Here is a 13,279-nt window from a genome sequence, read left to right as displayed (position 1 = left end):
TTTACAGAAAAGCGTATTGACAAGCCACTACTAACTATACTCTAAATTATCAATTGTTATCAACTTGTTAATTTCATTTATCAACCTGATTGACAAGATTAATCAAGTAAATGTAGAATCTATAACAATAAATGTAAAATCGATAACAAATTAGGTGTGAATCGCGAGGATAGCTGAAGTAACTAGCACTGAGGTACCCCACACTATGCCAACACCTGAAACTTCAAATTCTGCTCAGGAATTATTTGAGTTGCTTGAAAAAGATATTCTTGCCTGTCACACTTGCAAGGATGGAATAATTGAAGTGAGTATCCGCAAGATCGGAACCGAAGAGTTTGAAGTGCGTGTCATCTCCTTCCGAGGTTCTTTTCGTTGCGTTCATGCGGATCTAAATAGGTATTTAGAGGAGTTACCGACAGATACACAAAGTCAGGTATCTATCTATCGCGATCGCTTTCGAGTGGGATTGAGGGGATTGTTAAAGAAGGGGTTTGGATTACTCAGCCTAGACTTTTCTAAATGCAAGAAGGGAAATACCGCGCCGATATTTGGCTTGATGGTATCTGAGTTGTTGGATATTGACTGAGTTTAGTTGTTTTTGTTGATTATTCTTAGTAATTACAAAAGCCACTGATTTCACCTCAAGGTTTAGAGAAACAGTAGAAAATTGTTTTCGTTCTTGAGGTGAACAAGTGAATAATTTTCCAGCCCAAGAGAGTCTAGGAAAAGACTACAACAGGGTTGATATGGTACTAAAAAGTGCCACGTCAACCCTGTTATTTTGTATTTATTTATCAGGAGGAAAACATGGATACGAATCGTCACAGCTTTTTATTTCGTTTGACTTCCCAATTCATTAAATATTTTGCGTTGGGATTATTTGGTCTAGCGATCGCTTACGTTTTATCAGCTATTTTCGGAAGCTCACATATTGCGATGAGTCTACTACCCTTTGTTTTATATTGGGTTATTTTCCGGTGCGGACTTATTCTTCTTTGCTTAATATTGACGACAGTAATTTTGGAATCTGTTCGTTAAAATCTCACAATATTCGACTTTCACATCTCGAATCACTCTAAGATAATATCCTCGTCCACTCTCAATGAAAAATTTGGCTGCTAGTGTGAAAGTCTGAATTCCTTTGCAAAACTTTTTATAGATGTGAAAAGTTTAGTCTTTAAGTATCCCTATGTGCTAGAAAAGTTTACCAATCTAACACATTAATTTTTTGTCAAAAGTCGGTTAATAAATTATATGGAGATGGAAGTAAGAATGCCAAAAAAACACAGCAATTTTTCTGAACAAGAACAGCTTAATCCTATATTAGTCATCTTAGTAGCAGGTTCGCTCTCTTTGGCAATTGTTGATCAAAGTAATCGCCCTGCATACTTTGATATTGTGAAAATCGCAGTCGTTTATTTTTTTGGCACAACTAAGAGCCAAGGAAATACTAATAAGTCTAACAACACAGATGATTTAGAAATACCAGAAAATTCAAACAGTACAAAATATAAGGATAGTCACGACAAGCCTAAATAAAGAAATGAACTAGTAGTCTGTAAAGAACTAATTGACGGATAAATTACCTGTAGAGATGGCTATTTATCGCGTCTCTCTAAGCATCAAAATGAATTTGACAGACTACTAGTTAAAGAAACGGAAAATAGAAATAAAATCAAAAACCCGGTCATAAAGACCGGGTTTTTGAGCGGAAACAATGGGGCTATATTCCCCGAAGGTTAGTTATAGAGGTTCAGTATAATATCGATGCTCTTGATATGTACTACCACCCCATTGGTATCGATTCCGGAAAATTAACTAAGAATTTGTGAGTAGCCTTGCTTCGTCTCCCAAGATACAGCAACTAACTGGTAGCGTCAGAGTGTAGGATGGAGAAATATTAATTTTCCTACTTTTGCTGATGAACAATGCATTTGGTAGCTGGCAAGAATGGCTAACAGTATTCGCCTATCTAGGTTTCACAGTCTTCATTATCTGGCGCGTGTTTACCGTCGAGAAGAATTAAAAAAGCTGCACACCATCTCACCAGGGTCTTTTTGCTCAAAGGGCAAAACAGTCCCATCTTGTTGAACCTTTACTCGTTCACGACAATTGTAAACCTCGGTGGGTCTTTTTACTCCATCTACGCTAACGGTTGCCCTGTATTCCCAATAATTTTTGGCACTTCGGCTGATACTGAGAATACAAATCTTGTGGTGTAGCCCGTCTGAGACATTGTAATTGTGGCATACAGATGCAAAAGCCGGATTTACCACGGAGAAAGGCAGTATTAATAGCAACATAGATATTATGTATTTAATTCTGTTCATAAAAAATTATTTGGAATTATTTGAAAATATTATTAAATTTTTAAACCCTTTGAGTTGAGTCAATTACTTTTCCCAGTTTGATAGACCAGAGATTTTAACTCCTTAGCACACAAAGCATCAGAACCGCAGCAAAAAAAGCTCACATGTTTTATGTACTATTTTCGGCTAAAGTTTACTAAGCTAAATTGAACCATGCCCAAACACCTCCTCTACTTTGAGGATAAACATCTAGTACAACACAGCGGAAATAAACCAATCATTCCAAATCAACGAAACCCTTATGCTATATTCATTTTTAATTTTTAATTTTTAATTTTTAATTCCGCCTTGCGGCACTAGTGCGTCTGTTCATGTACCATACCCTAATACCAATTCCTAATATCCTGCGGGAAGCAACACTTTGTACGTCTACGTAATTGAGAAAGTCAGATTACATCTGGCTGGGTTTCCGCCATTTGTATCTGTATGTAGTCTTATTTTGGAGAGTTGACACAACATAATGTGCAAAAAAAGTCAGTCGTAAGGACGATAAAATTGCAACCAAAAACAAATTTTGAGCAACCTTGGATTACACGCTGTTTTGCAGCAGTATTGCTTTTCGGTCAAGTGTGGCTACATTTACTCCAAGGAAAAACTTACTATCGCAAGATTCTGCAACATCTGGTGACTGCTGGGCCAGGTTCTATCTCTCCAGTTCTCCTTGTCAGCGGTTTTGCCGGAATGATTTTTACTATTCAGACAGCGAGAGAATTAGTACGATTTGGTGCTGTCAATGCTGTGGGAGGTGCTTTCGCCTTAGCTTTTTGCAGAGAATTGGCTCCAATTTTGACCGCTAGTATTATGGCTGGACAAGTTGGTTCTGCTTTTGCAGCAGAAATAGGTGCAATGCGAGTCACCGAGCAAATTGATGCACTTTATATGCTCAAAACTGATCCTATTGATTATCTAGTACTTCCTAGAGTAATTGCTTGTTGTTTGATGGTGCCTTTGATGACGGTTTTGGCTTTAGTTACGGGCATTATCGGCGGAGTTTTTGCTGCATCACAGTTTTACAAAATTATTCCTGAAACATTTTTAGAATCAGTCAGAAATTTTTTACAACCGTCAGATTTGTTTATTATTTTGCTAAAAGGGTTTATTTTTGGAGTGCTGGTTGCTGTCATTGGCTGTAGTTGGGGTTTAACTACTAGAGGGGGAGCAAAGGAAGTAGGAGAATCGGCAACAAAAGCAGTTGTTACTAGTTGGGTGTCAATTTTTATTATGGATTTTTTCCTCTCTCTAATGCTATTTGAACAGCCTGCATTTTGAACCTAAGCTATTGAAGAACAAGAAAATAAAAAGATTCCCGACTTGTTTAAGAAGTTGGGAATCTGAGCCAAAAAGGAAGTTATGGGTAATGTAATAGTGATTCTGAAGCGTTGGCGCAGCCCAACCCAGGCATCGCTAGCTTTATCGGTTATATTTGATCACGTTAGCGGAATTTGGGAATATATTAACTTGTAGATTAGCGCACCCAAAGCTAAACCTCCCAATGAAAAAATAGACGCAGTGTAAAAGGCTAGTCCTTCCCTAAGACCCGCTCTTTGAAAATCTATCCTGACTAATATAGTCGCTGAAATGATGAGTAAGGTATCAAGAAATACTCGAAACCAGGCAATCATGATAAAGAATAAGAAAGCTGCTAAGACGGCAACGCCGAAAGACCTGGTATTTGATTGAAGCAAAATACTGTAGTAATATGTCATCTTCGGCCAAGGAGCAGTCAACGTTACTAGTAAAAGCAAGATAGCAACTACAGTTGCCACCCACACAAACAGAGGGGCACGTGTTTCAGATATTACCCAGCCCAAAGTACTGTAACTCAGCAGTACTAGCGCCAGCGACACCCAAGGAACTCTTTTCAAAATTGACATGGGTTTATATTTCTAGTACAGGGTCAAGATCCCATAACGTAAGTCTAGTTAATCAAGACTTTATTTTGCTTGAGGGCTTGCTCAGTTGATGATGGTTGTCCTCCCTCAAAGATATCCCAGTATAAAAGGAGTTTTTCACGATGTGGATATCAATGAGACGAGAAACTAGAAGTTCTTGGAGATGAAATTATGTAGATTTTGAGTATATGGCTTAAACTAGTAAGTTTAACATCATATTTCTTATAGCTTCAATCAATAGGCTGTTATGCTGTTCCCAAGAAAGCCAAACAAGTTTGTAGAGAATTGCGGTACAAAGTAGTTAAATATGTTGTTAAACATTTGTAAACTGTTAGCAGCCGAGTAGCCGCGTGTCACATCTTGTTAAGGAATTATCATGAGACAACTTGTTATTGCTGAACGCGTATGCCTCATTGGTCATATCGTGTCAAAAGCCTTTGGACTGGTAGGGATGCTACTGGTAGTACCTAATGCTGAAATAATTTTCAACTTATCGCAGGTTGGAGAAACTGCCATACAGTTAAGTATGGCTGGTGGCGGTGTTGTTGATATTATCTTGGGGACGGTAGCTGTTTCTATTTATGCCTACCGAACCTTGGGATTAGGAAATTGGCTAGCATTTATGCTGCCTGCTGTGTTTATATCTTTGGGGAGTGAACTGCTGGGAACTAGCACAGGGTTTCCATTTGGTGATTATAGCTACTTAAGTGGCTTGGGTTATAAGATTGGCGGGCTAGTTCCTTTCACTATTCCTCTATCTTGGTTTTATGTTGGGCTGTCATCTTACTTAATTGCTAGAACTGGTTTGAAAGTAGCTCAAAAACCCAGTTGGGGACGCCATATTGCTGCTATTGCTGTTGGTGCTTTGCTCTTTACTTGCTGGGACTTTGCTCTTGAGCCAGCTATGAGTCAATCTTCTTTACCTTTCTGGTATTGGGAACAACCAGGAGCTTTCTTTGGGACACCTTACCAGAACTATGCAGGTTGGTTTGGTACTAGCGCACTGTTTATGAGTGTGGCAGGATTATTGTGGAGAAAAGCTTCGATTAAATTAGAGCGATCGCAACTCAATCTGCCCTTAGTCGTTTATTTAACTAACTTTGCCTTCGCCGCCGGACTCAGCTTGGCAGCTGGATTCTCTATACCTGTGTTGCTCGGTTTATTGCTAGGTGTAACTCCGGCTGTGGCGCTGTGGTTAAGGAGTTCAACCACACCCGCCCAAGTTACTGTTGAATCAGTGAGCAAAGAAGTATCGGTAGCAAAAGTTGAAGTTGCCTTGAAATAAGGCGAGAAATTAGGGAGTGGGGAGTGGAGGAGATGAGGGAGATGGGGAAGACAAGGGTAATAGTCAATGCCCCATGCCCCATGCCCTATGCCCCATTTCTAATGACCAATGACCAATGACCAATGACCAATGACCAATGACCAATGACTAATGACTAATGACAACGCTTTGATAGTAGAAAGCGCTATCTCCCTTTTATTGCTATTTATCCAGTTACCAGCAACGGCAATTCTATTTTCGCGCCTGTTAAAGGGGCCAAGACGCCATCCTCCAATAGAACCCCAACAGCCGACACCGGAGCTTTTGGGTAAAGTTAGCGTCGTCGTTCCCACACTAAATGAGGCGCTTCGCATTAGCCCTCTGTTGGCTGGTTTAAGTCAGCAAAGCTATGAAGTTCGGGAAATTATGGTTGTAGATAGCAAGTCTAGTGATGGTACTCCCGACTTGGTAAAAGCCTCACAGCAGAAAGATCCGCGCTTTCGCATAATGACAGATGATCCCTTACCCGATGGTTGGGTAGGGCGTCCTTGGGCGTTGCATAACGGTTTTTTATATAGCTCAGAGGCTAGTCAATGGTTTCTGGGGCTAGATGCTGATATCCAACCACATCCTGGTTTAGTTGCTGGTTTGCTGAAGACGGCCGAAGCACAAGGCTATGACTTGGTTTCCCTTTCACCCCAGTTCATTCTCAAATATCCTGGGGAGTGCTGGCTACAACCTGCTTTGTTGATGACTCTGCTTTACCGATTTGATCCAGCGGGGATTAATACAGAGCAGCCAGAACGGGTGATGGCTAATGGGCAGTGCTTTTTGTGTCGTCGTTCCGTTCTTGCTGCTGTGGGTGGTTATAGTAGTGCAAGGAATTCTTTTTGTGATGATGTCACCTTGGCACGGAATATTGCTGCTCAAGGGTATAAAGTGGGCTTTTTAGACGGCGCAAAGGTGTTGAAAGTACGGATGTATGAAGGGGCGATGGAGACGTGGAAGGAATGGGGGCGAAGTCTCGATCTCAAAGATGCAACTTCTCGTTCTCAGTTGTGGGGAGATTTATGGCTACTCACATCTGTTCAAGGTCTACCTCTTTTAATTGTCTTCACTTACCTGTTGATTTCTTCCCCACTCTTACACTTGCTACAGACGCGATTAATCGCGTCTCTACCCATCCCTACACTTCTCCTGCTGGGACTGAATTTATTCCTGCTGGTGATTCGCTTTGCTATGCTGATAGCGATCGCACCTTCTTATGATCGCACAAACGCTAAAGGCGGCTGGTTATTCTGGCTTTCCCCTTTAGCCGATCCCTTAGCTGTGCTACGAATCTTCTTATCTGCGTTCCGCACCCCGCGCGAGTGGCGAGGACGCAAATATAGTGCTGAGTGATGAGCGCTGTTAGCGGTAGCGGGGCGTTTAGCCCGTGCTGAGTGAGGAGTTAGAAATAAAATTCCCCATTCCCCATTCCCCATTCCCTTAATCCTCTTCACCTCCTACTTGATCCCCACGTTCCAATTCCCAAAGAATTTGATTTCCTTCACGACGTACCCGTGACACTATCCAGTTTCGCCAGCGCCATTGATCTCCACGACTAGTGACAGCGCTAGCGTGGACATCCATCAAGTCTGCTAACTCAGAACTGGTGATTAAGTAGCCTTTTTCAGAAATTTCATCAGCAATACGCAGAGTTTCGACCAAGCTGCGGAGTTGCGAAACCCTCATTTCTGGCGGTTTTTCATCTGTTGCGGCCGCAGTTGGGCCAGTTGATGGTTCCATAACGGTTATTTCTGGTGCAGAAGTACTGATTTCTTGCGGACTTTGGTTAGTTATTCTAGAGTTTTTTTCATAATCAGCTACTTTTGCTACATTTAGTTCATTTTTAGAGGGTAAAGATTTGTAAAGATTTTTGGGAGATAATTGTTGCAGGGAAGGGGTTTTGCCACTAGCGTATGTACGAGCGATCACATCACAACGTTCGTTACCTATGTTACCAGAATGTCCTCGGACGTGTTGCCATTTTACCTGTTGGGTATTGAGTTGATCCAAAATTTCTAAAAGGTCTTGGTTTTGGACTGGTTTACCATCTGATTTTTTCCAGCCTTTCATTTTCCAGCCTTTCACCCACTTGGTAACGCAGTTAATCAGGTATTCGCTATCGGTATGCAGGGTGATGGGTTGAGTTTGTTCAGATGTTTGCAAAAATTGGAGGGCTGCGATCGCAGCTTGCATCTCCATTTTATTATTAGTGGTATGAGGGGATGCATCGCCCATTTCGTGGATTGAACCATCGCTGAAGTAGACAACAACACCCCAGCCGCCAGGGCCAGGATTACCGGTGCAAGCACCATCGGTGTATATGCTTTGAATTGTGGGTTGGGTGGACATGGTTAGGGTATCGAACCGCGAAGGACGCTAAGGCAAGAGTTATTAGCGGCGAATTTTTTTAACAGTATATTTTACTTGATGGCAAAGTTAGACGGGTCTTGATCTCGTCGATGCTTAGTGGGAATGGGGGCTGGCTGTCCATCACCCGCAAGGGCTGCGGTTTTCTCCAGAGATTCCCTCAATCGCTTGGCTGCGTAGATAGACATGTCTCGTGGTACATTAATGCGATCGCGCAAATATCGGAGAGCAACATCAGATCCCGATGGAGGTACACAGTCTTCACCTGTCATCATGTGTGTTAAAGCACAACGTAGCGCTTGATCAAACAATTTATCATCTAAGGGGTTGACTCGGATAATATTGATGCGGTGCTCGATAGTTCGTTTAAGAGCTTCCATGCGGGAGTTTTCTGGTTCTGGATAAGTAACATCTGGTAGCCCAAACCAGGGGCCGTTATCCACCCGCGCTTTATTGAGAAGCATCTGGTTTTCGCCGTTTTCCCAGCAACCCCCCATCTGGGGCGGTAAATCATGTGCATGGGTGTGAAAGTCGCTCTGGGTACCGCAGTAGGTCGGTCGGCTTTCCATTGCTGCAAACCATGCGCTCAAACGAGGGTTTTCCTCCCGCAGTGAGTAGCCTTTGTAGTAGTAAAGGCTCGCATTCATCCGTTCGAGATATGGCGTAAAAATGACATCGACGATGCCGAAGCTATCTAGAAAGTAAGGGCTTGGGGTGCTACCTAGAGCCGACTCTACCCTAGCCACCACGCCGATAAATTGTTCTCGGTTGCGTTGTTCTTGTTGAGAGGAATCGGTTCTAGAGCATAGCCAAGTGCACCAGGCTCTAAATAAAAGTCGTTCTAATTGACGTAGAGGAAGCACCGTGCGGTCTTCCATCCCTTGGTTCAATGGAGCAAATACCTTTTCCAAAGCGATCAAAATGTCATCGCTTTCCTTAATAATCCGTCCATCTAGCTCGATCGCGGGGAGCATTCCTGATGGTACTTTACGTTTGTACCAACTTTCTTTCTCCCCATAGCAGAACATTGTCACTTTTTCGATGCGGTAGGGGATCTGTTTTTCCTCTAGCCATAACCAAACTTTTTGACAGTAAGGACACCAAGCGTGGTTATCGCGATACAGCGTTACCCGCACATCAGATTCGGACTGACCAAACAAGCGCAACCTGGCTTTAGCGTTGGTGAGACCATTAACGGTATCTATTTGATAGTCCGTGAGGGTTTCTAGTTCTTCCCAGCTTAAGGGTGCGGTAGTCATAGGGTGAGTTGCGTAGGGCAATACTTAGGACAATTCTGTACTCTACAATATTATGAACTACCCACAGTTGGCTTCGCCTGAACCTGTTTCTACAGGCAATCCAAAAGATTTGAGAACTTCTAGTAATGCGAATCCGCCCTAAAGGGCTGGGGTTTCTGACTATGTAGAACGTTGAAACACTACTGAAAGATTATTTGCTGGCATTTGGTAAATCTGTTTCAAGGTGAGATTTTGTGCGCTAGCTACTGCTACAACATCATCCAAGTTACGTACACCCCACTCTGGGTTCTCGGCACGTAAATATTCGTCAAAAGCTGTATTACTTGCTGCTTCCAGTTTTCCACTTTGTTTGAAGGGGCCATACAAATAGAGGATACCTCCTGTTTTTAAGATCCGACCTGCTCCTGCCATTAACCCCAAACAGGCTGACCAAGGTGAAATGTGAATCATATTGATGTTGACGATGGCAACAATTGGCTTCTTAGAGAGCCAATCAAATGAACTATTCTCCACTACCCAAACTGGTTCTCTGACATCAAGATGTTGCGGTGGATAAACGTTATCAGATACATTGTGTTCAGTCCATGCAATAATGCTAGCTCTTGATTGTGGATTTGCATCTGTTGGCAGCCACAAACAATCCCTGAGCCTGGAAGCAAAAAAGACTGCGTGTTCACCAGTTCCACTTGCTATCTCTAAAATAGTGCCACTCTCCGGCAACACTTGTAAAAGTACTTCTAGAATTGGTTCGCGGTTACGCTCGGTTGCTGGTGCGTATTGTCGTGCATCTTGGGGTATCATCTCTAGATTGATTTGTAAATTATCTGATCGAATTAAGCTTCTACTTGAGCCAGGAAAGTGCTATGGGGAACCTGTAGCGATCGCGATCCAAAAAAACTCGGAACAACAAAGTTACTAAAATCAAGAAATTCCCACTTTTGATGGTGCTTCTTACTCATTACTCCGAACGATAGGCAACGCGGAGACTTTGGATTAAAATCACCAGAGATGCGATCGCCATCAAGCCGCCCCAAAACCAGTAAGGTAAAAGCAAATACCTCTGCATTTGCGCTGTATCAGAGAGTCCAAGGGAACCAGCAGAACTACTAAATAGATAATTAAGTTGATGGAAGGTACTCACACAAGCTTGTACACCCAAAAATTGAATAGCAAATCCTTGTGCCCAACGAGGTGCTTTCAGGGCGATACCCAAGATTATTAAACCCAGCAAGGGAATTGCTACCAATCCAAACCAGGAACGTACCCAAATTAATGTGGAAAACAGCAAAAAACCGCCTAAAATTTTCAAACAGAGGGTTGCTGCTGTAAAACTGCGGGAAGCCAAAATCAAAGCTGCACCGGCAAGAGGTGGCCCCATTGGGCCTGCTGCTGCAATCAATGCCAGACCAATTGGCCCCAATGACGACCGGATACCATAAGTTGCGACACCGGAACCATTGCTAAAAATCTGCAATTTCTGGAACTGTCCCCCTAATAGGAGTGCCATTAAGCCGTGACCCATTTCATGAAACCAAGTTGCCAGAATTGTAAACGGGTATAAGATATAATCCCCACCTGGTACTTGCCACAGTAAAGCAGTTGCGATCGCTGCTGCAATTAGCCAGGTTAACCCCATGCGTTCAACAACTGGCGGGGCTTCTTTGGTGAGCAAGGTTTCAAAATTTTTACTTGGTTCCCTCATAGGTCACTCAATTTTGGATTTTAGATTTTGGATTTTAGATTTTAGATTTTCTGAAAAATTCAAAATCTAAAATTGGCAGTGTATTTTCATCCATCCTAATGTAATTATTAAGGTAATGGAGTTGCTGGGCAATGCAACAATTCGCACCTCGAAGCGACGGCTGTCAACTATGGCGCTATCAAGAACAACATAGTTATCCGTCGCTTGTCCGATGCGGTTTATTTATTGATCCTCCAAAAGGGATGCCGGAGGGTGGGCAGAAAATGCTTAGACTGATGTCACAATTGATCAAGAATCAGTTAAGCAAGTTGAAAGAGGAATGTCATTAAGTCTCCTTTACCCAAGCTGATGCGATCGCCTGGTCGCAAGCGATGACGGTTTCCTGGTAAAAGTGGCAAATTATTAATGTAAGTACCATTAGAACTTCCCACATCCTCTACATAATGAGCATCTCCCTCGACGCGAATATCTGCATGAATCCGCGAGACAATTTCTGAATTGGGAAATCCTGAAACATCTATATCTGGAGGAATCCGGTCATTGGACTTGCCTATATGAATTACAGAGAGATTTTGCGGCAATTCAATTAGCAAATCGCTTTGAACGTGGATTAACTTCGCTGTAACCTGCTGCAATTGCGTTCTGGCAGCAGTTACAGTTGGTGCTGGTGCCGCTGGCGGGGGTAATTCGGCTTCAGGGGCGGGCGCTGGTTCTAAGGGTGGTGGAGTAGGAATACTTTGTACAGAGACTACAGGTTGAGCTACAACGGTTGGTGCAGGTTCTGGAGGGCTACTGTTTGAAACAGATACCTGTGGTGATGGTTCTGGAGGAACTGCCACCTCTGTTGGTGGTAAAGATGAACTGGGAGGATGGGAGTTAGTAGAACTGCTTATTCCCAAGGAATCTGGTTGTAAAAGTTCTAACAATGGATCGGGTGGAACTAACGCTGGCACTTCCACAGGAACATCGGGAGTAACTGTTGTAGCTACTGTTGCGGGATGAACATGTGGAACTCCTGCTGAGTGAAGGTTATAGCCACACTGACCACAGAATGCAGCATCTGCTTGCACAGTTGCCCCACAACTGGGACAGTTAGTAGTTGCGGGTAACGGTGTATAGCAAGCTTCACACTGGACAGCGCCATCAGGGTTGGGATGATTGCAATTAGGGCAGACGATCATCGATATTTAGCCTTTGTTCAAGATCATCATAGATATAAGTAGTAATCTGTCAAGTTTAAATTGATGGGTAAGCAAGTTTGTAGTAAGGACTTTAGTCCTTATTTTCTAAGCACATTTTGTGCTTACTACAAACCCTCAAAATTAGCTTGACAAAGTAGTAGGACTGGCAAGCAGAAGGCGGCCCTAGTTTTAGATTCTAGCAATTACTGCTGATGGAACGATGAATTGGATACGGGGAGCAGGGGAGCAGGGGAGTAGGGGAGCAGGGGAGCAGGGGGGAAGTTGCAGTAAGTTTTTCCCCTCTGCCCCTCTGCCCCTCTGCCTCTTTCCCATGCCCCATGCCCAATCCCCAATTCCCCATTATTCAATGTTGGAGTTCCAAACCTGCTGCCGCATCTAGCAGCCACCAAAGTTCACCTTGGGGCTGAATTAAGCGGGATGGGTAAGTGAAGTCATCGGCTACAGGTGCAAAAACTTGCGCTAAAGCTGGTCGTTTATTAGCACCAGCAACTAGAAAAATCACGCTACGAGCAGAGTTGATGAAGGGGTATGTGAAGCTTATTCTGGGGTTTCCGTCTTTGTTACCCACAGTCACGAGGCGATCGCGTACTTTAAGAGCCTCTGTATGGGGAAACAAAGATGCAGTATGTGCATCATCACCCATTCCTAGTAATACTACATCCAACGCGGGGAACTCAACCCCAGAAGAATTGAAAAATTCTTTGAGATGTTTTTCATACTTACCAACAGCCAGTTCTGGATTGGCTTCTAAAGTTGGTACGGGGTGAATGTTAGCCGCTGGGATGTCAACACGATCTAGCCAGGCACGACGCGTCATCAGCTCATTGCTATCTGGGTGATCTGGTGGTACATAACGCTCATCCCCCCAGAATATATGAATTTTATCCCAAGGTAGTTTTTGAGTGGCTATCGCTTCGTATAACGGTTTAGGTGTACTGCCGCCAGATAAGGCAATGGTAAACCGCCCACGCTGCTCAATGGCAGTTTCTAATTTGGACAGAATTAATTTTAGCGCTCGTGCAACCAGCGCTGGCTGATCCGGTAGAACTTCAACGGTTTTGTTCATGGCTTCATCATCATATTGCTGGCTTCTGGCAATACAATACCGAACTTATTACAATCCTCCTTTTTAACTTTTGAAACATTTAACATCGTGAATTAAGTAGGCTTGAAAAA

At 43.1% G+C, this 13,279-nt stretch carries 14 protein-coding genes; 5 read left to right on the top strand and 9 right to left on the bottom strand.

The genetic code is table 11. The features are described 5' to 3' along the window. Nucleotides 1-205 precede the first annotated feature (205 nt). Together ACWATR_RS01395 and ACWATR_RS01390 are read left to right on the top strand one after the other, a co-directional pair. Nucleotides 206-586: a hypothetical protein gene (locus ACWATR_RS01395; RefSeq protein WP_460328781.1), complete on the top strand. Its 381-nt coding sequence runs from the start codon at nucleotides 206-208 to the stop codon at nucleotides 584-586. A 686-nt stretch (nucleotides 587-1,272) separates the two neighbouring features. Further along, the gene (locus ACWATR_RS01390) at nucleotides 1,273-1,539 is read left to right on the top strand and encodes a hypothetical protein (RefSeq protein WP_460328779.1); all 267 of its coding nucleotides are present in this window, start codon (nucleotides 1,273-1,275) and stop codon (nucleotides 1,537-1,539) included. A gap of 467 nt (nucleotides 1,540-2,006) precedes the next feature. Here ACWATR_RS01390 and ACWATR_RS01385 read toward each other — a convergent pair whose 3' ends face one another. Then, nucleotides 2,007-2,303 (bottom strand): hypothetical protein, encoded by a 297-nt coding sequence (locus tag ACWATR_RS01385; RefSeq protein WP_460328777.1) that lies wholly within the window; start codon nucleotides 2,301-2,303, stop codon nucleotides 2,007-2,009. Nucleotides 2,304-2,864: 561 nt separating this feature from the next. Between ACWATR_RS01385 and ACWATR_RS01380 the strand changes: the two genes are divergently transcribed. Further along, a complete protein-coding gene (locus ACWATR_RS01380; protein ID WP_069072925.1) occupies nucleotides 2,865-3,638 on the top strand; it encodes an MlaE family lipid ABC transporter permease subunit in 774 nt (257 codons plus the stop codon). Nucleotides 3,639-3,796: 158 nt separating this feature from the next. Here the strand turns inward: ACWATR_RS01380 and ACWATR_RS01375 are convergent, their stop codons facing one another. Beyond that, nucleotides 3,797-4,243, bottom strand: a complete 447-nt coding sequence (locus tag ACWATR_RS01375; RefSeq protein ID WP_069072926.1) for a hypothetical protein — start codon at nucleotides 4,241-4,243, stop codon at nucleotides 3,797-3,799. A 394-nt stretch (nucleotides 4,244-4,637) separates the two neighbouring features. Between ACWATR_RS01375 and cruF the strand changes: the two genes are divergently transcribed. Together cruF and cruG are read left to right on the top strand one after the other, a co-directional pair. Continuing rightward, complete coding sequence (gene cruF, locus ACWATR_RS01370) at nucleotides 4,638-5,546, top strand: gamma-carotene 1'-hydroxylase CruF (RefSeq protein ID WP_460328774.1); 909 nt, start codon at nucleotides 4,638-4,640, stop codon at nucleotides 5,544-5,546. A 150-nt stretch (nucleotides 5,547-5,696) separates the two neighbouring features. After that, nucleotides 5,697-6,926: a 2'-O-glycosyltransferase CruG gene (cruG, locus tag ACWATR_RS01365; RefSeq protein WP_460328772.1), complete on the top strand. Its 1,230-nt coding sequence runs from the start codon at nucleotides 5,697-5,699 to the stop codon at nucleotides 6,924-6,926. Nucleotides 6,927-7,013: 87 nt separating this feature from the next. Here cruG and rnhA read toward each other — a convergent pair whose 3' ends face one another. The 7 genes from rnhA to pgl all read right to left on the bottom strand — a co-directional run bounded on the left by rnhA (nucleotide 7,014) and on the right by pgl (nucleotide 13,169). Beyond that, entirely contained in the window at nucleotides 7,014-7,922 is a 909-nt protein-coding gene (rnhA, locus tag ACWATR_RS01360; RefSeq protein WP_460328770.1) for a ribonuclease HI, read from the bottom strand. Nucleotides 7,923-7,993: 71 nt separating this feature from the next. Beyond that, nucleotides 7,994-9,199, bottom strand: coding sequence for a glutathione S-transferase family protein (locus ACWATR_RS01355; protein WP_460328767.1), 1,206 nt, complete (start codon nucleotides 9,197-9,199; stop codon nucleotides 7,994-7,996). A 159-nt stretch (nucleotides 9,200-9,358) separates the two neighbouring features. Continuing rightward, nucleotides 9,359-10,000 carry a DUF938 domain-containing protein gene (locus ACWATR_RS01350; RefSeq protein WP_460328765.1) on the bottom strand — a complete coding sequence of 214 codons (642 nt, stop codon included), beginning with the start codon at nucleotides 9,998-10,000 and terminating at the stop codon, nucleotides 9,359-9,361. Nucleotides 10,001-10,032: 32 nt separating this feature from the next. Next, a complete protein-coding gene (locus ACWATR_RS01345; protein WP_460328763.1) occupies nucleotides 10,033-10,158 on the bottom strand; it encodes a hypothetical protein in 126 nt (41 codons plus the stop codon). Continuing rightward, entirely contained in the window at nucleotides 10,158-10,901 is a 744-nt protein-coding gene (locus ACWATR_RS01340; protein ID WP_460328761.1) for a M50 family metallopeptidase, read from the bottom strand. Before ACWATR_RS01340 ends, ACWATR_RS01345 begins: the two co-directional genes overlap by 1 nt. 299 nt (nucleotides 10,902-11,200) lie before the next feature. Next, a complete protein-coding gene (locus tag ACWATR_RS01335) occupies nucleotides 11,201-12,082 on the bottom strand; it encodes an FHA domain-containing protein (protein WP_460328759.1) in 882 nt (293 codons plus the stop codon). 364 nt (nucleotides 12,083-12,446) lie between these two features. Beyond that, on the bottom strand, nucleotides 12,447-13,169 hold the full coding sequence (pgl, locus tag ACWATR_RS01330; RefSeq protein ID WP_460328757.1) for a 6-phosphogluconolactonase: 723 nt from the start codon (nucleotides 13,167-13,169) through the stop codon (nucleotides 12,447-12,449). Between the last annotated feature and the right edge of the window lie 110 nt (nucleotides 13,170-13,279).

It is taken from the genome of Nostoc sp. UIC 10890 (assembly GCF_054786515.1).
Note: the sequence above shows the minus strand (reverse complement) of the source record. Positions and strands in the feature narration are given on the sequence as shown.